Source organism: Nocardia sp. NPDC055002 (genome assembly GCF_053608825.1).
The window spans coordinates 40,604-66,221 of the sequence record NZ_JBSGWE010000014.1 but is presented as its reverse complement, the minus strand read 5'-3'; the positions used below and the strand labels follow the sequence as shown (position 1 = coordinate 66,221).

At 69.1% G+C, this 25,618-nt stretch carries 27 protein-coding genes and 1 other RNA gene; 15 read left to right on the top strand and 13 right to left on the bottom strand.

Annotated features, from left to right (window positions below; translation table 11 throughout):
- Nucleotides 1-248: 248 nt before the first annotated feature.
- Genes ACWF99_RS33065 through ACWF99_RS33055 form a run of 3 tightly spaced genes read left to right on the top strand, consistent with a single transcriptional unit; the run spans nt 249 to nt 2,471 of the window.
- The gene (locus ACWF99_RS33065) at nt 249-647 is read left to right on the top strand and encodes a hypothetical protein (RefSeq protein WP_378662750.1); all 399 of its coding nucleotides are present in this window, start codon (nt 249-251) and stop codon (nt 645-647) included.
- Nucleotides 647-1,609, top strand: coding sequence for a prolyl aminopeptidase (gene pip, locus ACWF99_RS33060; RefSeq protein ID WP_378639461.1), 963 nt, complete (start codon nt 647-649; stop codon nt 1,607-1,609). The genes ACWF99_RS33065 and pip overlap by 1 nt, the downstream gene beginning before the upstream one ends.
- 4 nt (nt 1,610-1,613) lie before the next feature.
- Entirely contained in the window at nt 1,614-2,471 is an 858-nt protein-coding gene (locus ACWF99_RS33055; protein WP_452538310.1) for a CHAD domain-containing protein, read from the top strand.
- A gap of 9 nt (nt 2,472-2,480) precedes the next feature.
- Here the strand turns inward: ACWF99_RS33055 and ACWF99_RS33050 are convergent, their stop codons facing one another.
- Both ACWF99_RS33050 and ACWF99_RS33045 read right to left on the bottom strand, forming a co-directional pair.
- Nucleotides 2,481-3,911: an RNB domain-containing ribonuclease gene (locus tag ACWF99_RS33050; protein WP_452538309.1), complete on the bottom strand. Its 1,431-nt coding sequence runs from the start codon at nt 3,909-3,911 to the stop codon at nt 2,481-2,483.
- A 21-nt stretch (nt 3,912-3,932) separates the two neighbouring features.
- Nucleotides 3,933-4,265 (bottom strand): hypothetical protein, encoded by a 333-nt coding sequence (locus ACWF99_RS33045; protein WP_378639453.1) that lies wholly within the window; start codon nt 4,263-4,265, stop codon nt 3,933-3,935.
- Nucleotides 4,266-4,679: 414 nt separating this feature from the next.
- Between ACWF99_RS33045 and ACWF99_RS33040 the strand changes: the two genes are divergently transcribed.
- Complete coding sequence (locus tag ACWF99_RS33040) at nt 4,680-5,051, top strand: hypothetical protein (RefSeq protein ID WP_378639451.1); 372 nt, start codon at nt 4,680-4,682, stop codon at nt 5,049-5,051.
- Nucleotides 5,052-5,115: 64 nt separating this feature from the next.
- Here the strand turns inward: ACWF99_RS33040 and rnpB are convergent.
- An RNA gene (gene rnpB / locus ACWF99_RS33035) (RNase P RNA component class A) lies at nt 5,116-5,523 on the bottom strand.
- Between the two features lie 36 nt (nt 5,524-5,559).
- Here rnpB and ACWF99_RS33030 point away from each other — a divergent pair.
- A complete protein-coding gene (locus ACWF99_RS33030) occupies nt 5,560-6,447 on the top strand; it encodes an alpha/beta hydrolase (RefSeq protein ID WP_378639450.1) in 888 nt (295 codons plus the stop codon).
- Nucleotides 6,448-6,487: 40 nt separating this feature from the next.
- Complete coding sequence (locus tag ACWF99_RS33025; protein WP_452538308.1) at nt 6,488-7,069, top strand: NUDIX domain-containing protein; 582 nt, start codon at nt 6,488-6,490, stop codon at nt 7,067-7,069.
- A gap of 61 nt (nt 7,070-7,130) precedes the next feature.
- Here ACWF99_RS33025 and ACWF99_RS33020 read toward each other — a convergent pair whose 3' ends face one another.
- From ACWF99_RS33020 to ACWF99_RS33010, 3 genes are all read right to left on the bottom strand, one after another.
- Complete coding sequence (locus ACWF99_RS33020) at nt 7,131-7,820, bottom strand: S1 family peptidase (RefSeq protein ID WP_378639444.1); 690 nt, start codon at nt 7,818-7,820, stop codon at nt 7,131-7,133.
- Nucleotides 7,821-7,961: 141 nt separating this feature from the next.
- On the bottom strand, nt 7,962-9,092 hold the full coding sequence (locus ACWF99_RS33015) for a bifunctional RNase H/acid phosphatase (protein ID WP_452538307.1): 1,131 nt from the start codon (nt 9,090-9,092) through the stop codon (nt 7,962-7,964).
- A 16-nt stretch (nt 9,093-9,108) separates the two neighbouring features.
- Nucleotides 9,109-9,846, bottom strand: a complete 738-nt coding sequence (locus tag ACWF99_RS33010; RefSeq protein WP_378639441.1) for a zinc ribbon domain-containing protein — start codon at nt 9,844-9,846, stop codon at nt 9,109-9,111.
- Nucleotides 9,847-9,980: 134 nt separating this feature from the next.
- Between ACWF99_RS33010 and ACWF99_RS33005 the strand changes: the two genes are divergently transcribed.
- Complete coding sequence (locus ACWF99_RS33005; protein ID WP_378639439.1) at nt 9,981-10,583, top strand: hypothetical protein; 603 nt, start codon at nt 9,981-9,983, stop codon at nt 10,581-10,583.
- 6 nt (nt 10,584-10,589) lie between these two features.
- Here the strand turns inward: ACWF99_RS33005 and ACWF99_RS33000 are convergent, their stop codons facing one another.
- Together ACWF99_RS33000 and cobC are read right to left on the bottom strand one after the other, a co-directional pair.
- On the bottom strand, nt 10,590-11,753 hold the full coding sequence (locus tag ACWF99_RS33000) for a Nif3-like dinuclear metal center hexameric protein (RefSeq protein ID WP_452538306.1): 1,164 nt from the start codon (nt 11,751-11,753) through the stop codon (nt 10,590-10,592).
- Nucleotides 11,737-12,846 (bottom strand): Rv2231c family pyridoxal phosphate-dependent protein CobC, encoded by a 1,110-nt coding sequence (gene cobC, locus ACWF99_RS32995; RefSeq protein ID WP_452538312.1) that lies wholly within the window; start codon nt 12,844-12,846, stop codon nt 11,737-11,739. The genes ACWF99_RS33000 and cobC overlap by 17 nt, the downstream gene beginning before the upstream one ends.
- A 71-nt stretch (nt 12,847-12,917) precedes the next feature.
- On the opposite strand from cobC, the gene ACWF99_RS32990 reads away from it, so the two are divergent.
- Both ACWF99_RS32990 and ACWF99_RS32985 read left to right on the top strand, forming a co-directional pair.
- Complete coding sequence (locus ACWF99_RS32990; RefSeq protein WP_378639435.1) at nt 12,918-13,421, top strand: low molecular weight protein-tyrosine-phosphatase; 504 nt, start codon at nt 12,918-12,920, stop codon at nt 13,419-13,421.
- Nucleotides 13,421-14,287, top strand: a complete 867-nt coding sequence (locus ACWF99_RS32985; protein WP_452538305.1) for an SURF1 family cytochrome oxidase biogenesis protein — start codon at nt 13,421-13,423, stop codon at nt 14,285-14,287. The genes ACWF99_RS32990 and ACWF99_RS32985 overlap by 1 nt, the downstream gene beginning before the upstream one ends.
- 409 nt (nt 14,288-14,696) lie before the next feature.
- Here ACWF99_RS32985 and ACWF99_RS32980 read toward each other — a convergent pair whose 3' ends face one another.
- Nucleotides 14,697-15,632, bottom strand: a complete 936-nt coding sequence (locus tag ACWF99_RS32980) for a cobalamin biosynthesis protein (protein ID WP_452538304.1) — start codon at nt 15,630-15,632, stop codon at nt 14,697-14,699.
- Between the two features lie 117 nt (nt 15,633-15,749).
- On the opposite strand from ACWF99_RS32980, the gene sigJ reads away from it, so the two are divergent.
- A complete protein-coding gene (gene sigJ, locus ACWF99_RS32975; protein ID WP_378639125.1) occupies nt 15,750-16,676 on the top strand; it encodes an RNA polymerase sigma factor SigJ in 927 nt (308 codons plus the stop codon).
- A gap of 17 nt (nt 16,677-16,693) precedes the next feature.
- Here sigJ and ald read toward each other — a convergent pair whose 3' ends face one another.
- From ald to ACWF99_RS32960, 3 genes are all read right to left on the bottom strand, one after another.
- Nucleotides 16,694-17,806: an alanine dehydrogenase gene (gene ald / locus ACWF99_RS32970; RefSeq protein ID WP_378639123.1), complete on the bottom strand. Its 1,113-nt coding sequence runs from the start codon at nt 17,804-17,806 to the stop codon at nt 16,694-16,696.
- A 66-nt stretch (nt 17,807-17,872) separates the two neighbouring features.
- Nucleotides 17,873-18,457: a hypothetical protein gene (locus tag ACWF99_RS32965; RefSeq protein ID WP_378639122.1), complete on the bottom strand. Its 585-nt coding sequence runs from the start codon at nt 18,455-18,457 to the stop codon at nt 17,873-17,875.
- Nucleotides 18,458-18,552: 95 nt separating this feature from the next.
- Nucleotides 18,553-19,323, bottom strand: coding sequence for an MBL fold metallo-hydrolase (locus ACWF99_RS32960; protein WP_452538303.1), 771 nt, complete (start codon nt 19,321-19,323; stop codon nt 18,553-18,555).
- Between the two features lie 71 nt (nt 19,324-19,394).
- On the opposite strand from ACWF99_RS32960, the gene ACWF99_RS32955 reads away from it, so the two are divergent.
- The 4 genes from ACWF99_RS32955 (at nt 19,395) to ACWF99_RS32940 (ending at nt 21,810) form a co-directional block, all read left to right on the top strand.
- Nucleotides 19,395-20,351, top strand: coding sequence for a GlxA family transcriptional regulator (locus ACWF99_RS32955; protein ID WP_452538302.1), 957 nt, complete (start codon nt 19,395-19,397; stop codon nt 20,349-20,351).
- Nucleotides 20,352-20,359: 8 nt separating this feature from the next.
- Nucleotides 20,360-20,875 (top strand): gamma carbonic anhydrase family protein, encoded by a 516-nt coding sequence (locus ACWF99_RS32950; protein ID WP_101469311.1) that lies wholly within the window; start codon nt 20,360-20,362, stop codon nt 20,873-20,875.
- A gap of 115 nt (nt 20,876-20,990) precedes the next feature.
- Complete coding sequence (locus ACWF99_RS32945; protein WP_378639113.1) at nt 20,991-21,179, top strand: hypothetical protein; 189 nt, start codon at nt 20,991-20,993, stop codon at nt 21,177-21,179.
- 7 nt (nt 21,180-21,186) lie between these two features.
- Nucleotides 21,187-21,810, top strand: a complete 624-nt coding sequence (locus ACWF99_RS32940) for a TetR/AcrR family transcriptional regulator (protein WP_378639111.1) — start codon at nt 21,187-21,189, stop codon at nt 21,808-21,810.
- Here the strand turns inward: ACWF99_RS32940 and ACWF99_RS32935 are convergent.
- On the bottom strand, nt 21,778-23,568 hold the full coding sequence (locus ACWF99_RS32935; RefSeq protein ID WP_452538301.1) for an Eco57I restriction-modification methylase domain-containing protein: 1,791 nt from the start codon (nt 23,566-23,568) through the stop codon (nt 21,778-21,780). The genes ACWF99_RS32940 and ACWF99_RS32935 overlap by 33 nt on opposite strands.
- A gap of 194 nt (nt 23,569-23,762) precedes the next feature.
- On the opposite strand from ACWF99_RS32935, the gene ACWF99_RS32930 reads away from it, so the two are divergent.
- Nucleotides 23,763-25,598, top strand: a complete 1,836-nt coding sequence (locus tag ACWF99_RS32930; RefSeq protein ID WP_452538300.1) for a vWA domain-containing protein — start codon at nt 23,763-23,765, stop codon at nt 25,596-25,598.
- Nucleotides 25,599-25,618 lie beyond the last annotated feature (20 nt).

Below are 25,618 nucleotides of genomic sequence, written 5' to 3'. Positions count from 1 at the left end.
CTGCACCAGATCCGCTTGCTGTCCACCGGAGCAAGCACCGGTGCCTGACCGGCGGCCCCTCAGGGCCGCGGACACGCGCGCGCCAGCGCGCCGACAAACACAGCGTTCACCGTTCTGGGACTACCGAACATCAGATCCAACCCGCCCGTCGGACCCGACGCACCACATCACAAACTGGCAGACTCGATGGCGACACTGTTCGACTAGCAGAGGTACCGATGCCGCAACGCCGTTGGATTTCTCGTTCTGTGCTGTTGATCGCGGGCGCGCTCACCGCCGCGACCCTGACCGCCTGCGGGGGTACGCCACCGGCCTCGACCGGCAGTGCGGGCACCACCACCTCGGCCGCGCCGACGACCACCGCGCCGGCCGGGACGCTGACGATCAGCCCCTCCTCCGCCGCGCAACTGTGCGACATGATCCGCCCGGAGCTGTCGAACTTCCGGGTGCAGGGGCCGACGCTCGGGCGGATCTCGCTCAACGCCATGGTGCACGACTGGGGCTTCCGCAACGGCGGCATCAACGGGCACGTTCTCGCCGACAAAGCGATGATCGACCGGGTGACCACCGAGAGCTGCCCCGAGGTGCGGACCGAGGCGCTCACCGCTCTCGAATTGCCTTCCCTCGCCGCGGGACTGGCGTTCTGATGCGCGGTCTCTACCCCGAGATCGAACCGTTCGAGCAGGGCCTGCTCGACGTCGGCGACGGCCAGTCGGTATACTGGGAGGTCAGCGGTGATCCCGACGGCAAGCCCGTGGTGTTCGTGCACGGCGGACCCGGCGGCGGCACCGGGCCGCTGCAACGGCGCTTCTTCGACCCGGCCGTGTACAAGATCGTGCTGTTCGATCAGCGCGGATGCGGAAAGTCCATGCCGCACATCGCCGATGGGGCTCCTCTGGACACCAACACCACGCCGAAGCTGATCGCCGACATGGAGTTGCTGCGCGACCATCTGGGGGTCGAGCGCTGGCAGGTGTTCGGCGGTTCGTGGGGGTCGACCCTCGGCCTGGCTTATGCGCAGGCCCACCCCGAGCGGGTGACCGAACTGGTGTTGCGTGGCATCTTCTTGTTGCGGCGCAAGGAAATCGACTGGTATTACAACGGCGCCGCGGGCAACGTCTACCCCGCCGAGTGGGCGAGATTCCTGGCGCCGGTCCCCGTCGAGGAACGCGGGGACGATCTCGTCGAGGTCTATCACCGGCTGCTGCACTCCCCCGATCCGCAGGTCGCGCTCGATGCCGCGGTCGCCTGGTCGACATGGGAAGGCGCGACGAGTTCCCTGCTCCCGCAACCGGATCGGGTCGCCGAAACCGCCGAAGCACGCTTCGCTCTCGCGTTCGCCCGGATCGAAAACCACTATTTTCGCCACGGCGGCTTCCTCGACGAGGGACAGTTGCTGCGAGACATAGATCGGATCGCCGACATCCCCGGCGTGATCGTGCAGGGCCGCCACGACATCGTGTGCCCCGCGGTGAGCGCATGGGATCTGCACAACGCGTGGCCGTCCTCGACGCTGCACATCGTCGAGGACGCCGGGCACACCGCGCACGAGCCCGGCATCACCGCCCAGCTGGTGGAGGCGACCGATACGTTCGGAAAGCGAGGCTGACACCATGGCGACCGAGGCCGGAGAAGCCGTCGTCGCGGCGCTACGCGAGGACATCGACCGGCTCTTCGACGCCGAACCCGATGTGCGCGCCGACGCCGACGATTCGGTCCACCAGATGCGGGTGGCCACGCGCAGGCTCCGCAGTGTCCTGCGCTCCTATCGCAAGCTGTTCGACGCCGAGGAAGCCGCCGCCACCGAAGCGGAACTGAAGTGGCTCGCCGACCTGCTCGGCGTGGCCCGCGACGCCGAAGTCCGCGCCGAACGGTTCACCGTCCTGCTGACCGGTTACGACCGAGTCCCCGCCGAGGTCACCGATGCCTTGGTCGGGGCCTCCCGTGCGGCCTACACCGCTGCTCACACGGAGGTACTGAGCGCCATGGACGGCAAGCGCTACCGCCGCCTGCGCAAAGTCCTCAAAACCTGGCGCACCGATCCTCCGCTCGCCCCCGAACTCGCCCGCGACAACGCGACCGATGTCTTCGACAAGGTCCTGCGCCGCGACCGCAAACGCCTGCGCAAACTCGTCTTCGCCGAGCCCACCGCCACTCCGGCCGACCGCGTGGAACTGCTCCACGACATCCGCAAGGGCGCCAAGCGTTTACGCTATTCCTGCGAAGCCGCCGCGACGGTCCTCGGCCCCGACGCCACCGACCTGGGCACCCGGGCCAAGCGCCTCCAATCCGTCCTCGGCGACCACCGCGACGCCGTCGAATCCCGCGAAGCGATCCTGGTGGTGGCAGCAGGTACCCACGCGACCGCGGCAACCATCTACGAACTCCTCGCCGACACCGAGGAAGCAGCCGCGGGCCGAGCCATCGCCCACTACCCGGCGGCCGCCGCGTTCATCTCCGCGGCGAACTGACAGTCCCCACTATCGACGTGGCGCGTCGTATTCGAACCCGATAGTCCGAGTTCCCGGATCAGCGACGGCCAACCGCACCGCAACGTTCTCCCCTTCCGGCGGCTGTCCCGCACACCGCGCGAGGATCGGCGGTTCACTGACGAAGATCTCAGCGGGCCGAGACCCGTTGGCATCACGCAAAACCACGGCGGCGAACTCGGTGCCTACCCGAGGCTGGAGGACGGTGGCCTCGGTCAGGTCGACGCAGGCGCGATCGACCTTGCCGGCGACGGCATCGGTGCGGCGCATCGTCTCGGCGGCGGCCTTCACACCGTCGGTCACCCATTGCGGCACGTCGACTCCGGCATCGTAGGCCAGGCAGATCTCGGTGGTGAACCGGTCGGCCAGCCGTCGCAGTGGTGCCGTCACGTGGGCGTACGGTGCGCCGATCGCACTGTGCGTCAGCTGTTCCGGGGTCGGGTCGTCGAGTTCGGCGAGCAGTGTGTAGCTCGCGCCACGCAACAAGCCGGTGGCTTCCGACATCAACACCAGCGCGGCGGGGGTATTCGCGTCGAGCCCGGCGAGCATGCGGCCCACCGGGACCTCGGCGGGCCACTCGACCCCCAATGCCGCCGCCGTGCGCCGCATCGAATCGATCGCGCTGTCCGGCGGTGGCGGCATCGTCCGCAGCAAGCCGGCCCCTTTGTGCTCCAGCATGATTCGCGCCGCGCACATGCCGGTGAGCAGCGAGACCTGTTCGTTCCAGTCGTCGGCCTCGGTCCGGGGCTCCAACCGCAGGCGCCAGCCGTCTCCGTCGGGGATCACTTCCTGTGCGGGCAACCGCAACGAGATCGCGCCGCGGTCCAAACCCGCCTCGATCCGCAGCCGACCGAATTCGGGCAGCGCGGTCAGCGACGGCGGCAGAGTGCCGGCGTCGGCGGCAGCCTGGACCTGCGCGTAGTCGAACCGCTCCCGGGAGCGCACCAGTGCGCGCTTCACCGAAAAGCTCAGTGGCACAGCATCATTGTCGAGCTCTATGGTCCACAACGCGGCAGGCCGGTCGACGCCGGGCAGCAGACTCGCGGTGCCCTCGGACAGCACGGTCGGATGCAGTGCGACATTACCGTCGGGCAGATAGAAGGTCTGCCCGCGCACTTCGGCCTCGGTGGCCAGCGCACTGCCCGGCACGATCACCGCACCGAGATCCGCGATCGCGTAGTGCAGGGTGAAGCCGGTGGGAGTGCGTTCGATATGCAGCGCCTGGTCCAGATCCAGCGCGCTGGGCGGGTCGATGGTCACGAACTCGATATCGGTCCGATCGACCCGGGTGCCCGCGAACGCGTCCACCGCGTCGCGGGCGTCGGAGACGGCCTCGGTCGGATACTCCGAGGCCAGTCCGAATTCGGAACGGATGGCGCCGAAGTCGACCGGCGCCGAGACGATCCGCTGATGGAGTTCCATGACTCGCAGAGTAGCGATTTCCTACTGCAGTGCGAGCATGGTGCCGTTGAGCTGATCGAGCGGGCCGTACACCGTGAACGTGACCCGGCCGTTGGGCACGGCGGAGGACACGGTCGCGGCCGCGTCGAGCGCCTGACCGAACGAGGCCGCCGACGGATGCGGCAGACCGGCCACGGTCAGGCCGAATCGGGACTGGTGCACCCAGGCGGTATCAGCCGGGCTGAGGTCGACCTGAACCCCACCGTTGAGCGGGGTCACCGCGACCGCGCTCGCCGAACCGGCACCAAGCGTTGCGAAAACCGCAGCGGCTCCGGCGATCAGTGCACCGGCGACAATGGAACGAACTACCCGCATGTAAATGTGACCTGCTTCCGCGATCGAATGTGTTGGGCTCGAGGAAGTGGCAGCGAGCCCTGCCGACGGCGATCACTCTATGACCTCGCTCACGTTCCCGGCGAGTTCCAGCGCATTTTCTCTGTCTCGACACACGATCGCCGAGACATTCCGGGCAATTGTTACTGTGGCGGCGGCGCACTCGGCAGCTGCCGGGTTGTGCGGCACTCACGTCGATAAATGGGAGTTTGCGAACGTATGTCGTGGCTGATTTTCGATTACCTGTCGCCGATCCTCGGACCGGACGCGGCCAGCTATTGGGCGCACCTGCTGGCAATCAACCCGGGATAGCTCACCGCTTCGATCCGGAACATGTCGCTTCCCGTTAACCACACGGGAAGCGGCGTGTTTCCTGGGCGGCTAGCATCCCGCTGCGTGAGTAGAACTACCGCCGCCATCGCGGCCAGCGCCACCGTCTTCGCCCTGCTTCTGGCCGGCTGCGGCGACGACTCTTCTTCTGCCGGTTCCCCCGCCGCGTCCACCACTCCCGCGCCTTCCTTCCAGGTCGAAGCCAGCAAGGCGGGGATGTTCGTGGTGAGTTACCGCAACGCCTTCCCGAAGCTGGCGCAGGGGCGCGACGACGCCGCTGTGGCCGCGGTGCTGAACCATTCCTGCTCCGAGATCAAGGCCGGCAAGTCCGAGGCCGACACGATCGCCACGATCAAGCAGGCGGCCAAGAACGGTGACACCGCCGCGACCACCGAAGAGGCCACGGCCGTCTACCAGATGTCCACACTGATGTGCTGAGCCGCTATGCGGCGAAGCGAGGCGGCGGCTCCCGGTGGGAGCCGCCGCCTTCGCGTCGCATGGGCGGGCGAGCCGGCCTGTAAGCCGGATCCTGTCCCCGATTCGCATCGGGGGGCGACCATCCATCTGGACACACCGTTGCCGGGTGCCTCGAGCGGTCCACCCGCAGGCTCGGGCGAGCAGCCCTCGAACACCTGCGCAGCCGCACCGTTGCCGATGCGGCCTTCGACCTTGCTCCGGGCGGGGTTTACCTAGCCGCCCCGGTCACCCGGGGCGCTGGTGCGCTCTTACCGCACCGTTTCACCCTTACCGCACGTGCGTGCGGCGGTTTGTTTTCTGTGGCACTGTCCCGCGGGTCACCCCGGGTTGCCGTTAACAACCGCCCTGCTCTGTGGAGTCCGGACTTTCCTCGGCACCGGGCAGCGGCACTGTTCGTGCCCGTTCCCGTTACCGCGGTCGCCCGGCCGACTCGCCCGCCGGTACAGAGTACTCGCTACGGTATTGACTCATGGAACGTGTCGACGTCAGTTTCCCTTCGGGTGAGCAGCAGTGCGCCGCGTGGCTCTACCTGCCCGACGGCGCGCCTCGTCCGCGGCCGTTGGTGATCATGGGGCACGGGCTCGGGGCCACCCGCGAGATGGGGTTGGATCGGTATGCGCGGCGGTTCGTCGCCGCGGGAATGGGGGTGCTCGCGTTCGACTACCGGAATTTCGGTGCCAGTGAGGGTTCGCCGCGCCAGGTGCTCAACATCGCGCGGCAGCGGCAGGACTGGAAGGCCGCAATCGCCTACGCGCGCAGCATCCGGGGCTTCGACGCCACGCGGATCGCGTTGTGGGGCACCTCGTTCGGCGGGGGACATGTGCTCGCGGTGGCGCCCGACGACGATTACCTCGCCGCGGTGGTGGCCCAGGTGCCGTTCACCAGCGGGTGGGCGTCGGGGATGGCCAAGGGCCCGATCAGCCTGACCAAGGTCGCCACCATCGCCGCCACCGACCTGCTCTTCGGGCCGATCCGCCGCAAACCCGTCCGCATCCGCCTGGCCGGGCGCAAACGCTCCGCGGCGTTGATGAGCGCCACCGACGTGCCGGAGGGCTACGGCCGACTGGCCGAGGAGAGCGACACCTACGATCCCAAAGTGGGTGCCCGCGTGGCGTTCTCGACACTCTTCGACTCCCCCGGCCGCCGCGCCAAGTCCTTGAAGGTCCCCGTCTTCTACGCGATCGCCGAGAACGACTCGATCGCCCCCGCCGGCCCGACCCGCAAGGCCGCCGAACGCACCAAACACGCTGTGGTCAAGCAGTATCCGGTCGGCCACTTCGACGTGTACTTCGACGATGTCTTCGAGCAGGTAGTACGCGACCAGACCGATTTCCTGGTGTCGGTCCTTCGCCCCTGAACTGCCCGGATACTCCGGGCCCGTGGGGCACCATGGGGTGATGGAACAGATCAGCTCGCGCACGATTTACACCAACCCGTGGATGCGGCTGCGGGAGGACACTGTTCGGCGGGCCGACGGATCGGTGGGGATCTACGGCGTCCTCGACAAGGTCGACTGGGCGCTGGTGATCCCGTTCGACGGCACGGGATTCCATCTCGTCGAGCAGTTCCGCTACCCGCTGGGCATGCGGTGCTGGGAGTTCCCCGCGGGCACCCCGGCACAGGGGACCACTCCCACACCGATCGAGCTGGCGCACAACGAATTGCGTGAGGAAACCGGGCTGCGCGCCGAACGTATGACCCCGCTCGGCGCCCTGGCCACCGCACCCGCACTGACCGGCCAGCGCGGCCACTGCTTCCTGGCCACCGGCCTCACCCCTGGCGAGCCGGACCGCGAACACGAGGAGCAGGACATGCGCACCGCCTGGTTCTCCCGCTCACAAGTAGAGGCGATGATTCTGCGTGGCGAGATCGTCGACGCCCACGCGGTAGCCGCCTACGGCCTGCTGCTCATGCACGAGCGCGACGACGCCACCGCCACGGCTCTGCGGGCGATGAGCGACGCACAGCCACCCGAGTGATCGACCACGACAAGGGGCGCAGCACCTGTTCGGTACTGCGCCCCTTGTTTTCGTGAGTAGATCAGATGGGCTGGAAGCCCGCGCCTACGCCGCCTGCGCGGTTGAGCACGTCCAGGATCACCTGGATGGGCTGGAAGTAGGCGGGCGAGTGGATCGGGTTCGCGCCACCGGTGCACGGGACGTCGAAATCGACCGGGCCCAGGCCGGTGAGACGGCCCTGGTTCATGCCGACGAGGCGGTCGCCGACGACGACGGGGCCGCCGGAATCGCCCGGCTGCGAGCAGTACTGGTTGATGGAGGTGCCTTCGAGCTCACCCCACACCACGCCACAGCTGCGACCGCTGGTACGGCCGTCGGAGCACACCGTGGCGCCGGGGCCGGGCGAGGCACCGATACCGGCGACGGTGGTCTGGCCGATGGTGCGTACCGGCAATACCTTCGACGCATCCAGTTGCAGTACAGCGAAATCCAGGTAGTCGCCGTCGTCGGAGTACGCGACGGTCCCGATCACGCCCGCCTTGAGCGCCTGCTCGGCGCCGACCCGCGAACCGGTCGGCGCGCAGTGTCCCGCGGTGAGGCCGACGAGGCGACCCGCACCGTCGTGTCCGATGGCCGTGAGCGAACAACCGGAGTTGTTGTCGAAGACGATGCCCGAAGCCGCGCCGAGCACCACGCTCGGATCGGCCGTCACACTGCCCGCACCCGCGGACGCGGTGAGCACCCCCGCGATGGCCGCCGCAAACGCCGCCATCCGTAGAAACCTCATCAAGTACCTTTCCTGTGTGGCCGCGGCATTCCGCGCGCCCGAGAATATTTCGGGCGATGCGGCGTCGTCGTTACGCCGACCGTGCGCCGGGGCGACCGTACCGTGCCCGGGTGACGAGCGGCTAGCTCACAGGTACGAGGTGTCGTTGACCAGGCGCACCGAGGCGCCCCCGTCGGGATAGAACTCGGCGACGCTCAGCGACGCGAGGTCGAGGTGCAGGCGGTACAGCAGTGACGGCCCGACGCCCAGCGCCAGTTGCAGCAGGGTCTTGATCGGGGTCACGTGGCTGACCACCACCACGTTCTGGCCCGGGTACAGCGCCACCAGATCGCGGCGCACCCCTTCCACCCGTTCGCGGACCTGATCGAAACTCTCGCCGCCGGGTGCGGGGATCGACGGATCGCCGAGCCAGTCGCGGTGCAGCAGCGGATCGCGCTCGGCGGCCTCGGCGAAGGTGAGACCTTCCCAGTCGCCGAAATCGGTCTCGGTGAGGTCGTCGAGGATGCGCAACGGCACGCCGAGGGCCGATGCCGCGGCTTCGGCGGTGGACCGGGCCCGCTGCAACGGGGAGCTCACCACGGCGGCGATATCGCCTTTGGCGGCAAGCATTTTCGCGGCGCGGTCGACCTGCTCGCGACCGAGCTCGGTCAGCGGCGGGTTGCCGCGGCCGGAGTAGCGGCGCTGCACCGACAGCGCGGTCTGGCCGTGGCGCAGCAGCAGCAGGCGGGTGGGCTTGCCGACGGCGCCGGTCCAGCCGGGCGAAACCTTGTTCGCGTCAACAGATTTCGGCACCGCGACTTCGTCACCGGCGGCATGTCCGGCCGCGACGGCTTCGCGCACGGTTGCGGTGAGTTCGCCGTCGTCCATCGCCTCGTTCGCGAGCCGGTCGGCGTGGGAGTTCTCCGCGCGCGGAATCCAGGTGAAACTCACCCGATCGAATCCGGCGACCAGTGCCCGTGCCTGCTCGGCGAGCGGAATCATCGAGGCGTGCTTGATCTTCCAGCGTCCCGACATCTGCTCGACGACGAGTTTGGAGTCCATCCGCACCGTGACGACGCGGGCGCCCAGCTCGGCCGAGGCCGCCAAACCCGCGATGAGACCACGGTATTCGGCCACATTGTTGGTGGCGACGCCGATGTACTCCTTGCGCTCGGCGAGCACCCGCACGTGATCGGCGGCGAACACCACCGCGCCGTAGCCGGCCGGGCCGGGATTGCCGCGCGAGCCACCGTCGGCTTCGACGATCACCTGGCTCATCGGCACACCGCCGCGATCACAGCCCCGATTCCTTGGTGCGCACCATGATCGCGCTGCATTCCGGGCAGCGCAGGACCGCGTCGGGCGCGGCCTGGGCGATGCGCTGCATCTCGCCGCGGTCGATCTCGATCCGGCAGGCGCCGCAGCGACGGGCCTGCAGCAGGGCCGCACCGACACCGTGCGCCGCGCGCTGCTTGTCGTAGACGGCGATCAGGTCGGCGGGGAACAGGCCGATCAGCTCGGAGCGATCCTTCTCGCAGCGCTGCTGCGCCACTTCGAGATCGGCCATCGCCTCGTCGCGCAGGCGTTCGGCGTCCTCGAGGTCCTGGTCGGCCTTGCTCAGCCGCGCACCGGCGTGGTCGTGGTCGGCGAGCATCGCCTCGCGCTGCTCCATCACGGTCAGCAGCTCGTCCTCGAGCACCGAGCGGCGACGCTCCAGGCTGCCCAGTTCGTGCTGGATCTCGGATAGCTGCTTGGCGGCGACGGTGCCCGAGGTGAGCATGCCGCGGTCGCGATCCTCACGCTTGCGGACGGCGTCGACCTCGCCCTCCAGCTTGCGGATGTCGCGGTCCAGATCGTCGATGCCGATCTCCACCGCCACGGCCGCGTCCTTGTAGCCGTGACGTTCGGCCGCCAGACGTGTCACTTCCTGCTGTTCCGGCAGGGCGGAACGGCGGTGAGCGATGCGCGTCAACTCGGCATCGACTCCTGCGAGCTGCAACAGCTTGGTCTGGACCGACGGTTCGACATTCAACGCGCACGAACTCCTGAACACAGTGGACGGATGGATCGATCAACCGTACCGCGCCGCGGGGTGTGATCACGCCATGACCCGAAGAGATGGCCGAAGGCGGGAACCGAACGCGTCCCGGCCGCGTCCAAGCAAGTGTGACCACATCGAACCCGAGAATTGACCTGGCACTGCCACTGCGACCGCACGTCTTCGACTCCCACGCCGAACCGCGCCAGCTTCAGCTGACATTGGCCACGCCGTTACCCCCGGTGTGTCTCGTGCACGGGCAGCACGCGATCGAGCCGAAGGAGCAGATCCTGCGGTTCTGGGGCAAGCCGGGCGACTACCGCCAGGAAGGTGCCGGGCGGCTGCTGTGGGAGCTGCCGAAGAGTGCCCTCGGCGCCCTCGTGGTCGATTGCAACGAGCCGCTCGCGCTCGTCAAGGCGCGGTGGCCGGAATGCGAGCAGTGCGCGGCGCGGGCCGATTCGCGCGTCAAGAAACTGATCGTCTACTACGTGAGCAGCCTCGTGCCCCTGTTCGCCGGCGGGGCGCTGATGTTCACCCGCCCGTCCGCGTTCGCGTGGATCCTCTGCGCGGCCGGAGTCGGGCTCGTACTCCTCGCGGTGATGCTCGGACCCGCGGTGTTCGCGCGCACCGACCGCTACCTCGAGGCGACCCTGGCGCCGGACGCGAGCTCGGTCACCGTGCGCGCACATCCCGACTTCGCCCGATCGTGGTCCGGTCAGGCGCAGTGGTGACACCGATCAGCCGCTGACCGTCCACGGGTCGGTGCGCAGCGTCGAAACGCGGGTCCGCACCGCGGGGAGGGCGACGTTGACGAACTGTTCGGCCTGACCGCACCAGGGGAACTCGGTGGCCCAATGAGCGGCGTCGACGAGGGCGGGGCCGCCGCGTCGCAGATGTTCGTCGACCGGATGGTGGCGCAGGTCGGAGGTGAGGTAGGCGTCGACGCCCGCGCGGATGGCCTTGTCGAGATAGGAGTCGCCCGCGCCGCCGCAGACGGCTACGCGTTCGATGACGCGTTCGGGATCGCCCGCGGCGCGCACGCCCCAGACGGTGCGTGGCAGGCCTGCGCCGACGCGTGCGGTGAACTCGCGCAGGGTTTCGGGCTGTGCGAGTTCACCGATGCGGCCGATACCGAGCGAGGACGGCAGGGGCGCGCGTTCGGTGACGTGGTAGGCGGGTTCCTCGTAGGGGTGGGCGGCGCGCAGGGCGGCGAGAACGGCGAGCCGGGAGGTCGGGGGCGCGACCACTTCGACAGCGTCCTCGGTGACGATCTCGACCGTGCCGATCGCGCCGATCGCCGGGGCGGCGCCCGCGATGGGCAGGAATTGGCCGGTGCCCGCGGTGTACCAGGCGGCTTCGCGATAGTCACCGATCGCGCCCGCGCCCGCGGTGAACAAGGCCGACATCAAGGACGCCGTGTGGGTCTGCGGCACCTGGATGACCCACTTGTCCACGGAGGCTATCGGTTTGGGATCCAACGGGCCGGTGACAGTGAGGCCGACGGCCGCGGCCAGCGCGTCGGAGACGCCGCGGTCGGCGGAGTCGGCGTTGGTGTGCGCGGAGAACAGGGCACAGCCGGATCGGATCAGCCGGTGCAGCAGCGCGCCTTTCGGCGTATCGGCGGCGACGGTGTCGACCCCACGCAGCAGTAGCGGATGGTGGACGACCAAAGCCTGTGCGCCCCAGCCGATTGCCTCGTCGACCACAGCGGCGGTCGCGTCGACGGCGAAGACCACCTTGGTGACCTCCTGTGCGGGGTCACCGCAGACGAGTCCCACCGAGTCCCACGATTCGGCCAGTCGCGGCGGGTACGCCGCGTCGAGTACCCCGATCAGTTCGGCCAGGTCGGTCACCGCCGCCTCCTTCGTCGCGTGGGAATGCTCGTCACCACAGTGCCGCATTCAGTGTGTCGATCAACCGGTCGACTTCGGCGGCGCCACGGACCGCCACGCGGAGGTGGTCGGGCCCCAAGCCGGGGAACGTGTCGGCGCGGCGAACGGCGATGCCGCGGTCGGCGAGATGTTTACGCAGCAGCACGCCATCGGGAACGCGGAGCAGCAGGAACGGGCCGGTGGCCGGGGTGTGCACGTCGAGGCCGAGTGCGGTGAGACGGTCGATCATCGCGGTGCGGTCGACGGCGATGCGGTCCGCGTAGCGTCGCGACTCCGCGACGGCGGCGGGTTCGGCCGTCGCGATGATCGCCTCGAGCTGGAGGGTGCCGAGCGGCCAGTGCGGGCGGCCGTGGGCGAGCCGGGCCAGGACTTCGGGAGCGCCGAGGGCGTAGCCGCACCGGAGCCCGGCCAGTGCCCAGGTCTTGGTGAGGCTGCGGAAAACGATGACATCGGGGGCCGAAAGACCGGCCAAGGACTCCGGCTCACCGACAACCGGAGAACTCGCATCGACAAGGTCGTCGCCGGAGCCGACGAGCCCACCGATCGGCGATGGCGATTCGCCTGCGGCGGATCCGGCGGCGATGCCGGCGACAGCGTCCGCGAACGCTTCGTCGACGACGATGATTCTGCCTGGACGGCGCAGTGCCCGGATGGTTTCCACGGGGTGCAGGACCGAGGTGGGGTTGGTGGGGTTGCCGAGGACCACGAGGTCGGCGTCCTCGGGGACCAGGGCGGGATCGAGGGTGTACGGGCGTTCGAGGATCACCCTGGTGACCGGGACGTCTGCCTCGCGCAGTGCCAGTTCCGGCTCGGTGAAGGACGGGTGGACGACGGCGGCGAGGCGGGGGGCCAGGCGGGGCAGCATGGCGAAGCCTTCGGCGGCGCCTGCCAGCAGCAGGACCTCGTCGGGCGAGCGGCCGTGGCGGGCGGCCACCGCGGCGCGGGCGGCGTGCTCGTCGTCGGAACCCGGGTAGCGGCCGAGGTCGGCGAGGCGGGCGGCCAGGCGATCGCGCAGCCAGGCGGGCGGGGCGACGCCCTGGACGTTCACGGCGAAATCGAGCATGCCCGGGCGCGCCTCCACGTCGCCGTGGTGGCGCAACATCGCGGGGTCGACGGAGTCCTCGAGCACAACTGCACACCCTACGTGGCGGCGATTCGGCGCCACGGGCGAGAATGGCTCTCGTGGGTCCACTACATGTCTCGTTCATTTGCACAGGCAATATCTGCCGGTCACCGATGGCCGCGAAGATGTTCGAGGCGCACCTCTATCGAGCGGGTCTCGCGAACCGCGTGCGGGTGAGCAGCGCGGGCACCGGTTCGTGGCATGTCGGCGACGCGGCCGACCCGCGTACCGAGGCGACCCTGCGCCGCGCCGGCTACCCGACCGAGCACACCGCGGCGACCTTCGGTCCCGAGCACAGTGACGCCGACCTGATCATCGCCTTGGACACCGGCCACGATCGCGAGCTCGCGCACCGCGGCGTCCCCACCGAGCAGCGCAGGCTGCTGCGCAGCTTCGACCCCGCGGCCGACGGCCGCGACGTGCCGGACCCGTACTACGGCGACCAGTCCGATTTCGACCTCGTCCGCGACCAGATCGAGGCCGCCATCCCCGGCCTGCTCGACTGGGTCCACGCCGAGCTCGACGCGCGCAACCCCGCCGACGTGCAGCTCTGATGCGCAAACTCACCTTCCTGCTGCGCCCCAGCTGGCTGATCCTCGCGGTGATCGTCGCCGCGTTCGCCTACCTGTGCTTCACCGTCCTGGCGCCGTGGCAGCTCGGCAAGAACGACAGCACCGAACACCGCAACCAGCTGATCGCCGACTCCGTGCAGGCCGACCCCGTAGCCGTCACCGATGTCCTCGACGGCGACTCCGGCACCCACACCGAGTGGCGCAAGGTCACCGCGACCGGCGCCTTCGTCCCCGAGTCGACCGTCCTGGTCCGCCTCCGCCACCTCGACGGCGCCCCCGGCTACGCCGTCCTCGCCGCCTTCCGCCTCGACGACGGCCGCACCCTCCTGGTCGACCGCGGCCTGGTCGCCTCCGTCGACGGCACCCGCCCACCGGCGATCGCCGACCCGCCCGCCGGCCCGCAACGCATCGAAGCCCGAGTCCGAGCCTCCGAGGGCGTGGTCCCCGACAAAACGCCCAGCACCCAAGACGGCTTCCGCCAGGTGTACACGGTCGACACCACCCAGGAATCCGCCGTCCTCGGCACTCCCCTCACCCCCATTCCGACCGGCACCGACAAGGGCGGCTACCTCCAACTGGCCGCCGACCAGCCAGGCGCCTTCACCCCGACCCCCCTCCCCCAACTGGACGCGGGCCCCTACCTCTCCTACGGCCTCCAATGGCTCGCCTTCGGCCTGATGGCCCCCCTCGGCCTCGGCTATTTCGTCGTAGCCGAGCTCAAAGCCCGCCGCCGAGACCGCGCCCAACCGTCCACCCCGACGACCGCCACACCACCCGTAGACACCCCCCCCCCCACCCAACCCACCACAGAAGCCCGCCTAGCGGACCGCTACGGCCGCAACCGCTGACAGCTGCTCGGCCTCCCCCGAATCCAGCACGTCGTCCGCTAACTCAACCGTCTCCCAGCCGCACACCGCGAACCCCACACCTCTATCGCCACCCCGCCCCACCGTGCACCTCCCAGCCACACCGTGCATCCTCCGGTCACACACCATGCGCCCCAGCCGCACCATGCGCCACAGCCACACCGTGCGCCTCCAGCCACACCGTGCACCCTCCAGCCACACCGTGCACCCCAGGTCCGCCATGACCGCCCTCCCAACCCCGCCCCCGCGACCCCTAGGGAGCGGCGGCCACGAAGTGGCCGGTCCGCGGCCGGGCCGCGGACACGCGCGCGCCAGCGCGCCAATAAACACAGCCTCAAACCGTCTGGGACTACTTATCCCCCGTCATCCCGCTCACTACCAACCCGCACGCCTACCGCCCGCCCCGCAGCCAGGCGATCACACCCGCAACCACAACCGCCCCAACCTGCACAGCCCCGGACATCCGCACCGCACGCCGCAGATCCCCGGCAGTAGGTGTCGGCCCGTCACCCAGCGTCGGCCGAAGTTCGGTCCCATGCCGATACTGCGTACGTCCACCCAACCCGATACCGAGGGCTCCCGCCATAGACGCCTCGACAACCCCCGCATTGGGACTCGGATGCCCGGCAGCGTCACGCCGCCATGCGCGCAACGCACCCGAAGGTTTCCCGCCGACCACCGGAGCGAGGGCCGCCGTGAGCAGCCCGGTGACACGGGCAGGAACAAGATTGGCAACATCGTCGGTACGAGCAGCAGCCCAGCCGAACCGCTCGTACCGCTCGTTCCGGTACCCGACCATCGCGTCGAGAGTGTTGACCGCGCGATACCCCAGCACCCCCGGCACACCCGCGACCGCACCCCACAGCAACGGCGCGACCGCCGCATCCGAGGTGTTCTCGGCGATGGATTCGAGCGCGGCGCGCGCAAGCCCGTCGACATCGAGCACCGACGGGTCCCGCCCACACAGCGAAGGCAACAGGTCACGGGCACCGGCCAGATCGCCGGCGTCGAGACGATCGGCCATAGCGTGTCCGGCACGAACGAGGCTGCGACCGCCCAACGCGGTCCACGTAGCCACCGCGGTCAGCAGCACAGCACCAGCGCCCCTGCTCCGGGAAGCCAGCACACCGATCCCGACCACCGAGCCGACCGCGATCACCTCGTGCACCACCCCGGCACGTCGATCGTCGGCATAGGTCTCGGCTTCCAATGCCACTGCCGCCGAACCGAACCCGGCGACCGGATGCCACCGCTGCGGATCGCCGAAGACCCGATCGAGCACAAATCCCAGCACCAGCCCGACCGCCGTCGATGTCCCGTTCCGCACCGGCCGAGGGTAGCCCTCGACCCGAATGTCACACCCGCGACCACTGCTTCGTCATCACTGTGACGGCACTTCTAGACTCGCCGGGACCGAGCAAGATCAACCGAACGGGCGCACACCATGACCGCACCGCAGCCTCTCGATCAGGCCGAACTGGCCCGCCGCTTCGAGGAACACCGCCCCTACCTGCGGCGTCTCGCCTACAGCACACTCGGCAGCATCAGCGACGCCGAAGACGTGGTGCAGGACGCGTGGCTGCGCCTGCAACGGCAGTTCGACGCGGGCAAGGCGGACGAGATCGACAACCTGCGTGCCTGGCTCACCACCGTCATCGGCCGCCTCGCCCTGGACCAGCTCGGGTCCGCGCGCGCTCGCCGCGAACAGTACGTCGGCGAGTGGCTGCCCGAACCCGAGGTCACTTCCTGGGACGATCCGGCCGACCGCATCTCCCAGGACGAACGCGTCACCACCGCGCTGCTGGTCGTGCTCGAGTCGCTCTCGCCCGCCGAACGCACCGCGTTCGTATTGCAAGACGTGTTCGGCATGACCGGCCCCGAGGTCGCCGAGGTGGTCGGGCGTACGCCTGCCGCGGTCCGGCAGCTCGCCTCCCGCGCCCGCAAGCACGTCGAGAACGGCACTCCACGTTTTCCCGCTTCGCCCGCCGAACAGGAGAAGGTCGTCTCGGCGTTCTCGCTGGCCTGGCGCTCGGGTGATCTGAGTTCGCTGCTCGGCATTCTCGACGAGAACGTGGTCCTCACCGCCGACGGCGGCGGCAAGGTGCCCGCCATCCGTCAGCCGGTGCGCGGCGCGGAGCTCATCGCCAAGATGCTGCTCGGCTGGTACACCGCCGCGAACGGCTGGGGCCGGGCGGTGCTGGTCAACGGCATGCCGGGCCTGGTCGTCTTCGACGGCACCAATGTCGGCGTCTTCTCGTTCGTCATCGACGCCGGTCGCGTCGTCGCCATCAATGTGGTGCGCAATCCCGACAAGCTGCGCGACCTGCCCATCGACGGCGATCCGGACTGGTACCTGGGCGGCGGCCGGTAGCCGCGACGCGGCCCCGGTTACGCGCCGAGGGAATATCCGTGCGCGGCCGCGACTTCGGCGGACAGCAGCTTGCCGTCGACAGCCGTGAGTCCCGCGGCCAGACCGGGGTCGGCGGCACAGGCTCCGCGCCAGCCCTTGTCGGCGATCACCGTGGCGAACGGCAGGGTGGCGTTGGTGAGCGCCACCGTCGAGGTGTGCGGCACCGCGCCCGGCATGTTCGCCACGCAGTAGAACAGGGAATCCGCCACGGCGAAGGTCGGATTCGCGTGGGTGGTCGGCCGGGTCGAGGCGAAGCAACCGCCCTGATCGACGGCGATATCGACGAGCACCGAGCCGGGCCGCATCCGCGCGACGAGTTCGTCGGACACGAGTTTCGGTGCCCTGGCCCCCGGAACCAGCACCGACCCGATCACCAGATCCGCGGCGACAACGGCTTTTTCGATCTCGAGCGCGTGCGAGGCGAGGGTGCCGACCCGACCGGCGAAGCGAGCGTCGAGCTCGCGCAGGCGCGCCAGGTTCGTATCGAGCACGCTCACCACGGCGCCCATCCCGACCGCGATACTCGCGGCGTTCGTCCCCGCGACGCCGCCGCCGAGCACCACCACATCGGCCGGCCGCACCCCGGGCACTCCGCCGAGCAGCACGCCGCCGCCCCCCATCGGCGCCATCAGGTGATAGGCCCCGACCTGCGTGCTGAGCTTGCCCGCCACCTCGCTCATCGGTGCGAGCAACGGCAGCGACCCGTCGGGCCCGCGCACCGTCTCGTAGGCGATGGCGACGACTCCCGCGGACAGGATCGCGTCGGTGCACTCCTTCGATGCCGCCAGGTGCAAGTAGGTGAACAGCACCTGATCGCGGCGCATCAGTGAGTATTCCCGCGCGACAGGCTCTTTCACCTTCACCACCAGATCGGCCTGTGCCCAGACCTGATCGGCGTCGGCCACGATCCACGCACCCGTGGCGCGGTAGTCGTCGTCGGCGAAGCCGGACCCGACACCGGCCCCGGCCTGTACGAGCACCTCGTGCCCGTGCGCGACCAGTTCGGTGGCGCCGGCCGGAGTGAGCGCCACCCGGAACTCCTGCGGCTTGACCTCCGTCGGCACCCCGACGACTACGCCCGTTCGCGTCATCCGGCAAGCCTAGGACCTGGGCCGGAGCTCAGCCGTCGGCTCGATCGCGTGTCGCGGTCGCGCCGACTACGCCGGGGCCGGAACCGGCGGGCTGGACGTGGTTTCCGGGGCTGTCGCCGGGACGGTGGTGGTGGTCGGCGGTGCTGTTGTCTGCGTCGAGGTCACCGCGGGTGGCGTGGTGGTCGGGGCGAGGGTCGTCGTGACCGGCGGGACCGTTTCACCACACTCGTTGTGACCGCAGGAGTCTGTTCCGCACTCCGGGCCGGGCACACAGTTGTACCCGGGTGGGATGCCGCATTCGTTGTGACCGCAGGAGTCCGTTCCACACTCCGGCCCCGGTACACAGGTGTATCCGGGCGGGATCTCCCCTTGCGCGGGCGACCCCGGCGCGGCCTGCGTGGGTGAGTGGTAATACGACGACTCCGGCGTCGATCCACCACCCGAACCTCCCGGAACAGTGGATGCCGCAGGCGAACTCGTCGGCGTCACGGACGGCGTCGTGGTGGCCGACGTCTTCGATACCGAAGTCGATCCCGAATCACCGGAGTCACCACCGCCCGACGAACAGGCACCGACAGCGAACACCACCAAAGCCATCAGCACACCGAGCACGATCCGGAACAGGTTGCCCCTCGGTAACTTCCGCGACATGTCTTCTCCTCAGCCCAAGGCCCCGCACCTGGCAGGACCAGGTGCGGGGACGCACGAAAGATGTTAGATAGCAGAACTATTCGTTGAATCGCCGCTCACACGGAAAACATTTCACCTCGCACCGGCACGATCAGCTGGTGCGCGCGCTCGGCGTAGGCGAAGGTGCGCTCGAGATAGTCCAGCGACTCGCTGAAGTGACCCCACCCCTCCGCGTGCACGGCGACGATCACGGCATCGCCGAGCACCGCGGCGGCCGCGACGGCGGTGCGGGCGTTCAACGTGACATCACTGTCGCCGAACCGCCCCACATTGGCCCCGCCGATGTTCAGCACCGCGGCATCGATGCGCCCGACTCGCTCGACGATCCGCTCCACCAACTCCACCGAGGCGTTGTCGCCGGAGACGTACACCGTGGGCTCACCCGGCGCGCGCAGCACGAATCCGGTGACCACACCGCTGAACGGCTCGCATCCCGGCGGCCCGTGCAGTGCGGGCACCGCGGTGATCTCCACCGCGCCGACGGTCACCGTCTCCCACGGCGCCAGGCCACGCACACCCTCGATCCGGCTGGCGGCATCCGGTGTCGAGAGGACCGTGTCGACCTCGGCGAGAAGCGCACGGCCGGCGTTGTCGAGGTTGTCGGCGTGCTGGTCGTGCGAGAGGAGCACCACGTCGATCGTCCCGATCTCCTCGACCGGTACGGCCGGACCGCTGAGTTTGTGCAGGGTGATCGGACCCGGGTAGTCGCCGGGCTCGTCGAAGGTCGGATCGGTGAGCCAGGTCAGTCCGCCGTAGCGGAAACGCAGGGTCGGGCCGCCGATATGCAGGGCGGCTGCCAGGGCGGGGCGGGTGATCATCTCGGTCATGCCGATAACTTTCGCCGAGCGGGCCACCGCCCGACAGTGGCCTGCAGGCCGTACAACGCTAAGATCGGGCCATGACCTTGGTGGCCGTGATCGCGTTCGACGGAATCAGCCCGTTCCACCTGTCGGTGCCGAGCCTGGTGTTCGGCAGATCCGGTACCGGCGTCGACGACACGTCGCCCTATGACGTGCGGGTCTGCGCCGAGGAACCTGGAACACTGTCCACCGCGGCCGGTTTCGACATCACCGTCCGACACGGTCTCGATACCGTGAGCACCGCCGACCTGGTGGTCTTTCCCGGATGGGTCCGCGACCAAGGGATTTCGCCCGCGCTGAACGAGGCGGTCCACATCGCCCACGCCAGGGGCGCGCGGCTCGTCGGCCTGTGCCTCGGCTCCTGGGCGATCGCGGCGACCGGACTCGCCGACGGCCGCGAGGTCACCACCCACTGGGCCGCCGCCGACGCACTGGCTCTGGCCTACCCCGACGTCCACGTACGCGCCGACACCCTGTGGAGCGACCTGGGCGACGTGATCACCTCCGCGGGCGTCGCCGCCGCACTGGACTGCTGCCTGCACATCGTCCGCACCGATCTCGGCGTCCGCGCTGCCACCGAGCTGGCGCGATCGCTGGTCACCGCACCGCACCGCCACGGCTCGCAGGCGCAGTACATCCCGATCGCGGTGCCCGACGACGACCCCGACGACCCGATCGAATGCGCGATGGCCTGGGCTCGCGCCCGCCTCGACACCGCCGTCGACCTCGACCATTGGTCCCGCGAGGCGCTGATGTCGCGGCGCACCTTCACCCGCCGCTTCCGCGATCGCACCGGCACCAGTCCCCAGCAGTGGCTCCTGCAGCAGCGCATCGACCATGCCCGGCTGCTGCTGGAATCGACCGACGACACCGTCGACCGGGTCGCCCGCGATACCGGCTTCGGCAGCACGGTGAGCCTGCGCCACCACTTCCACCGCGTGCTCGGCACGTCTCCGGCGGCCCACCGCGCGCAGTTCCGCGGTGCGGCGCAATAATGACGTTCATGATCATCAAGGTGAGCGGGTTCACTCCCGAGATCGACGACACTGCCTGGATCGCGCCGAACGCGACCGTGATCGGGCGGGTCCGCCTGGGCGCCGAGGTCGGCGTCTGGTACTCGGCGGTGCTGCGCGGCGACCTCGAACAGATCAGCATTGGCGCGCGCACCAATATCCAGGACGGCTGCGTGCTGCATGCCGACCCCGGTTTCGCCCTCACCGTCGGCACCGGGGTCTCGGTGGGACACAACGCAATTCTGCACGGCTGCACCATCGGCGACGATGTTCTCGTCGGCATGGGCGCGACCGTGCTCAACGGCGCGGTGATCGGCGCGGGCAGCCTGATCGCGGCCAATGCCCTGATCCCTGAGGGCGCGCAGATTCCGCCCGGCTCACTCGTGGCGGGCGTGCCGGGCAAGGTGCGCCGCGAACTCACCCCGGCCCAGCAGGACGGCATCAAGCTCAACGCGGCGGTGTATCTGCACAATCTGACCAACCATCGCGACGCCGAGGTGTTGTGACCCGTCACACTGAGCAAGTGACCAGTAGGGAACCCTGATAGCATTTCTCCTGCGTATTGCGTCCGATCATAAGAGTGGCGGTCGGCACCGGATACGCGAGGCAGGAGGTATCACGGTGGCTTACGTGCATTCCGGTGTGCGCCGAGCGGCGGGACGGCTCAGCGTGGCCGATATCGCGGCCCAGCCCGGCGGGGTCGAGGCACTCCAATCCCGTGTTCACGAACTCCGTTCTCGCGGAGTACATTTCGCGGCCAATGCGATCGAGCAGGAGATGGCCGCCTTGGATCTGCCGCCGCGGGGATAATGGGGTAATGCCTACCGTTACGTCGATCCTCGCGCGGATACTCGAAAAGCCCGTCACCGACGGGGAGAAGCTGCTCGACAGCGCGCTGTCGGCATTTCTGGACTTCGGGATCAAGCGCACGAGCATGGGCGAGATCGCGCGGCGGGCCGGCATCAGCCCGGCCACCCTCTATCGGCGGTACGAATCCAAGAACGAGCTGGTCGAAGCGGTCGGCGTGCGCGAGGCGCAGCGCTATGTGACCGAGATCGATGAGCGAGTACGCGCGGTCACCGAACCCGGCGAGCAGCTCGTCGAGATCTTCGTCGCCTTCGTCACCACCATCGCAGGCAATGAGCTGCTGCGCCGGTTGCTCAGCACCGAGCCGGAGATCATCCTGCCCCGGCTCACCACCGACGCCGGGCCGATCCTCGCCGTCGGGCGCGCGTATCTGGCCGAGAAGCTGCGCGAGCTCCAGGTCAGTGCGCCGGTGCCCGAATTCGATCCCGATCTGGTCGCCGAGATCATGGCGCGGCTCGCCCTGTCGCTGGCACTGACCCCCGACGGACTCATTCCGCTCGACGACGCGGAAGCCGGGCGGGAGTTCGCGCGGCGCACACTGCTACCGATGGTCGGCCTCCGCGACATCCGCTGACACGCCGAAGGCCGCCGCCACCACCTCGTCGATGCCCGAATCAGCCACCGGTACACCGTCTTCCAGCAGCGCGCGCACCCTTCGCACGACCTCACCCGCCGCCGGGCAGCCAGGATCGGGCACCGGCAGTCGCGCCACGTACTGGGTGATCCAGCGGCGCCGGCCCGAGTACAGCCGGTTGCCGCAGACGGCGTCGTAGAACCGCAGTCCCAGTGCCGAGTTCGCCACGCCCATCAGCAGATACGCCAGATCGATGGCCGCGCGGCCCGTACCGAGATCGGTGAGCGAGATCCAGTAACAGTCACCGTTGACCACCGCACCCGATCGGTCGAGGGCGAATCGCGGACGTTCACTGATGTCGGGAAACACCAATTTCGCTGCGCCCCAGAGGTGTGGGCGCTGGGGAACCCAGATCTCGAACCACTTCCGGCCACCGTCGAGCACGTAACGTCTGCCCGACAGAGCTTGTTCGTGTGACTGTAAATACGCTGCCGCACAGGGGAATTCGGAAAGGTCGATCGGGGTGCGGCGGGGCTGCAGCAGATCGTAGGGATAGAGCACCTTCGTGCCGCGTGCCATCGCGACCCGCCAGGGTTGCAGATCGTGGTGAGTGATCAACTCCCGCAGCAGTTCCGGTTCCGGCGTAGGGTCCATCTGATCCCAGCGGTCCGAGATGAACACCCGATCGGCTGTCGTCTTGATCCCCACCCGGATCCGCGCGGCCTCCCCGAACGAGCGCCAGGTGCGGTCGGCGATCCGGCCGAGCCAGTCATCGACAGCGGGGCGCGACATGCGCCACGCGGTGTCACCGTGACGGCCGGAGCGGATACCGCCTCGCGGGGCGACCAGCCCCGCCGACTCCGCGTTCACCGCCGGTGGGGCCAACGACTTCGCCGGCCGCACCTCTGTCACGGGCGCACGGGCCACCGCGTCGCCTGTCGCCAGCACCCCGACCTCCACCGCGAACACCCGCCCCCCAGCGCCGACGCGGCAGGCATCCTCGCCCGCCAGCGCGTCGAAAAGCGCGGTGGTGCAGTCGGGTTCGACCCCCGATTCCTCATAGACCGAGACATAGCGGCAGTCGGGTGGTCCGGTGGCACGCAGGGCGACGGTGATCGCGGGCAGCACCGCGGCGGCGAAGAGTTTGGTGTCACCGAGGTCGTAGAGCTCCACCGGTGTCAGTTCATCGGTGAGAATTCGGCGCAGGTTCGATCCGGCCCGCGTGGTGAGAAAGCGGTTGGCACAGAGCAATCCGAGCACTCCCCCGGCAGTCAGCAGCCGCGGCGCGATGGCGACGAAGGGATGGGTGAGGTCGATCCGCCCGCGCAGGCCGAACTGTTTGCTCAGCAGTTGCGCGGTCGCGCCGCCCAACTGCTGGGTGCGGACATACGGCGGATTGCTGATGATCAAATCGAACGAGCCGTCGGCCAGCTGGGCCGCTGCTGCCAGGAAATCGCCGCCGCGGCACTCTATTTCGATGCCGAGCGCGGTGGCCCGGTCGGCGGTTTCGGCGACCGCGTGTCGATCCAGGTCATATCCCGTCAGGCGTACCGCCATATCCGGTGCGGTCGAGGCGACTTCCCGACGTACGGCCAGCAACAGCTCGCCGTCCCCGCACGCCGGGTCGAGCACGCGCAGCACGCCGGCGCGTGGGGTGTACCGCAGCGCTCGTCGCACCAGGAACCGCGCGAGCTCCGGTGGCGTGTAGTGCCTGCCGTGCCGTTTACGCTCCTGTGCGTCGCGGGCCTGCAAAGCCATGCGTTCGATTGTGCCCCGGAACCGCCCCGATGCGCCGCAGGCGCGAGCCGGGACGCAGCGCGACGACCTCACCTGCGCAAACCCGATCGAGTGTTTCAAACAGTGGTTTGCGCCACTTGATCAGGGGTGGAGCGAGCAGTGGGCGATAGGTAACGTCTGTCCGGTTTCACCCCGCTGCACCGAAGCCGAGGACGATGCCGAGACTCAGCACGCTGACCGCCGCACTCACCGCCGTAGCTCTCACCGTGCTGCCCGCGTTACCCCCGGTCCTCGCGCAGGCCGACCCCGGCCGGTACGCACCGACCATGCTCATCCTCGATGCCTCGGGCTCGATGGAGCGCCCCGATCAGGGTGGCACCATGATGGATTCGGCGAAGCGGGCCGTGCGCGCGTTCGTCGCCTCGGCGCCCGCCGAGTCCTCGGTCGGACTCACCACCTACGGCACCGGCACCAGCAATGCCGAGGCGGACAAGGCAGCAGGGTGCCGCGACGTCCAGGTGCTGCGGCAACCGACCACCATCGACAAGCCCGCCCTCACCACCGCTGTCGACGGTATCCACGCGCGCGGCTGGACCCCGATGGGCACCGCGCTGCGCCAGGCCGCCGACGCGCTGCCCGATTCCGGACCGCGTTCGATCGTGCTCGTCTCCGACGGTGACGACACCTGTTCACCGCCGGACCCGTGCGAGGTCGCCGAGGAGTTGAAGGCGCAGGGTCTGGACCTGATCGTGCATTCGATCGGGTTCGCCGTCGACGACAAGGCGCGCGCCCAGCTCACGTGCACGGCCCAGGCCACCGGCGGCACCTACAGCGATGCCGCCGACGGTGCCGCGCTGGAACGCATTCTGCCGCGGGTGAGTTCGGCCGCGCTGCGCAACTACCAGGCCACCGGCACACCCATCACCGGCACCGACGAATACCGGACCGCGCCGGTCGCGAAACCCGGCCAGTACCTCGACACCATCGGTCAGCAGCAGAAGCGCCTCTACGCGGTCGACGTGCCCGCGGGCGCGACCGCCCACTTCACCGGGATCGTCTCGTTCCCCCGGGCGAAGGGCGTCTCCACGACCGAGGACATGAACGCGCTGGAACTGCGGGTCTTCGGCCGCGACGGCGTCGACTGCGGTATTCGCGAGCGTGAACTCGAGACCAGGGCCAGCGACGGTGTCGCACTCACCGTCGCCAAGACCTTCGAGGGGGCGGCCGAGGAACCCACCAGCGCTGATTCCGCCAAGTGTAAGGGCGGCGGCCGCTACTACTTCGAGCTGAACTGGGATCTGGTGGCCAAGGGCTCGCCCGCGCGACTGCCGATGGAAATCCTCGTCGGCATCGAACCCGGAGTCACCGATCCCGGGCCGGCCGCGGTGAGCACCCCGGTGACCTTCACCGATCCGGCCGGGCCCGCCCAACCGATCAGCGGTGGCGGCTCGTTCACGACCGCCTCCACGCTGCCCGGCGGCGGCAACTTCACCGACACCCTCCAGTCCGGTGAGTACGTCTTCTACCGCGTGCGGCTCGATTGGGGGCAGGGACTGGCCTACCGCGTGCGGTTCGCCGAGACCGGCGGCGCGAACAGCACCGCCGCGTCGAATGTGGAGACCACCCTGTATTCGCCGCTCGGTCGCGACATCGACTCCGACACCACCGTTTACACGGGCAGGTCGAGCGCTGAGCTCGCACTGGCGTCGGTGCCGGTCCGGTATGCCAACCGGGATCAGTCAGACTCGCAGGTCCAACGGCAGGCGGTGGCCGGCTGGCACTACATCGCCGTCAAACTCGGCATCCCGATGGGCGCGGACGCGATGCCGCCGACGCCGATACAGCTCGACGTCGCCGTGTCGGGCGCGGCCGAAGCAGGGCCGACCTATGTCGGCGTCAGTGCTCAGCCGGAAGCCGAACAGACTGTCGCCGTGAGCGGTCCAGCGACGGTCGCACGGCCGTGGGCCCTGTACGCCCTGATCGGGGCGGGCGTGGCGCTGGTCGTCGGCGTCGGTATCGCGATCCTGGTCGTCGCTCGTCGACGCGACTGATTCCGGCTTCCGCCGGCACC

What these genes read in the sequence shown, in the direction of transcription:
- pip (WP_378639461.1), top strand. Translation starts at nt 647, where the DNA reads ATGCGCGGTCTCTACCCCGAGATCGAACCGTTCGAGCAGGGCCTGCTC.
- ACWF99_RS33055 (WP_452538310.1), top strand. Translation starts at nt 1,614, where the DNA reads ATGGCGACCGAGGCCGGAGAAGCCGTCGTCGCGGCGCTACGCGAGGAC.
- ACWF99_RS33050 (WP_452538309.1), bottom strand. Translation starts at nt 3,911, where the DNA reads ATGGAACTCCATCAGCGGATCGTCTCGGCGCCGGTCGACTTCGGCGCC.
- ACWF99_RS33045 (WP_378639453.1), bottom strand. Translation starts at nt 4,265, where the DNA reads ATGCGGGTAGTTCGTTCCATTGTCGCCGGTGCACTGATCGCCGGAGCC.
- ACWF99_RS33030 (WP_378639450.1), top strand. Translation starts at nt 5,560, where the DNA reads ATGGAACGTGTCGACGTCAGTTTCCCTTCGGGTGAGCAGCAGTGCGCC.
- ACWF99_RS33025 (WP_452538308.1), top strand. Translation starts at nt 6,488, where the DNA reads ATGGAACAGATCAGCTCGCGCACGATTTACACCAACCCGTGGATGCGG.
- ACWF99_RS33020 (WP_378639444.1), bottom strand. Translation starts at nt 7,820, where the DNA reads ATGGCGGCGTTTGCGGCGGCCATCGCGGGGGTGCTCACCGCGTCCGCG.
- ACWF99_RS33015 (WP_452538307.1), bottom strand. Translation starts at nt 9,092, where the DNA reads ATGAGCCAGGTGATCGTCGAAGCCGACGGTGGCTCGCGCGGCAATCCC.
- ACWF99_RS33000 (WP_452538306.1), bottom strand. Translation starts at nt 11,753, where the DNA reads ATGCGGCACTGTGGTGACGAGCATTCCCACGCGACGAAGGAGGCGGCG.
- cobC (WP_452538312.1), bottom strand. Translation starts at nt 12,846, where the DNA reads ATGTTGCGCCACCACGGCGACGTGGAGGCGCGCCCGGGCATGCTCGAT.
- ACWF99_RS32990 (WP_378639435.1), top strand. Translation starts at nt 12,918, where the DNA reads ATGGCTCTCGTGGGTCCACTACATGTCTCGTTCATTTGCACAGGCAAT.
- ACWF99_RS32985 (WP_452538305.1), top strand. Translation starts at nt 13,421, where the DNA reads ATGCGCAAACTCACCTTCCTGCTGCGCCCCAGCTGGCTGATCCTCGCG.
- sigJ (WP_378639125.1), top strand. Translation starts at nt 15,750, where the DNA reads ATGACCGCACCGCAGCCTCTCGATCAGGCCGAACTGGCCCGCCGCTTC.
- ald (WP_378639123.1), bottom strand. Translation starts at nt 17,806, where the DNA reads ATGACGCGAACGGGCGTAGTCGTCGGGGTGCCGACGGAGGTCAAGCCG.
- ACWF99_RS32965 (WP_378639122.1), bottom strand. Translation starts at nt 18,457, where the DNA reads ATGTCGCGGAAGTTACCGAGGGGCAACCTGTTCCGGATCGTGCTCGGT.
- ACWF99_RS32960 (WP_452538303.1), bottom strand. Translation starts at nt 19,323, where the DNA reads ATGACCGAGATGATCACCCGCCCCGCCCTGGCAGCCGCCCTGCATATC.
- ACWF99_RS32955 (WP_452538302.1), top strand. Translation starts at nt 19,395, where the DNA reads ATGACCTTGGTGGCCGTGATCGCGTTCGACGGAATCAGCCCGTTCCAC.
- ACWF99_RS32950 (WP_101469311.1), top strand. Translation starts at nt 20,360, where the DNA reads ATGATCATCAAGGTGAGCGGGTTCACTCCCGAGATCGACGACACTGCC.
- ACWF99_RS32940 (WP_378639111.1), top strand. Translation starts at nt 21,187, where the DNA reads ATGCCTACCGTTACGTCGATCCTCGCGCGGATACTCGAAAAGCCCGTC.
- ACWF99_RS32935 (WP_452538301.1), bottom strand. Translation starts at nt 23,568, where the DNA reads ATGGCTTTGCAGGCCCGCGACGCACAGGAGCGTAAACGGCACGGCAGG.
- ACWF99_RS32930 (WP_452538300.1), top strand. Translation starts at nt 23,763, where the DNA reads ATGCCGAGACTCAGCACGCTGACCGCCGCACTCACCGCCGTAGCTCTC.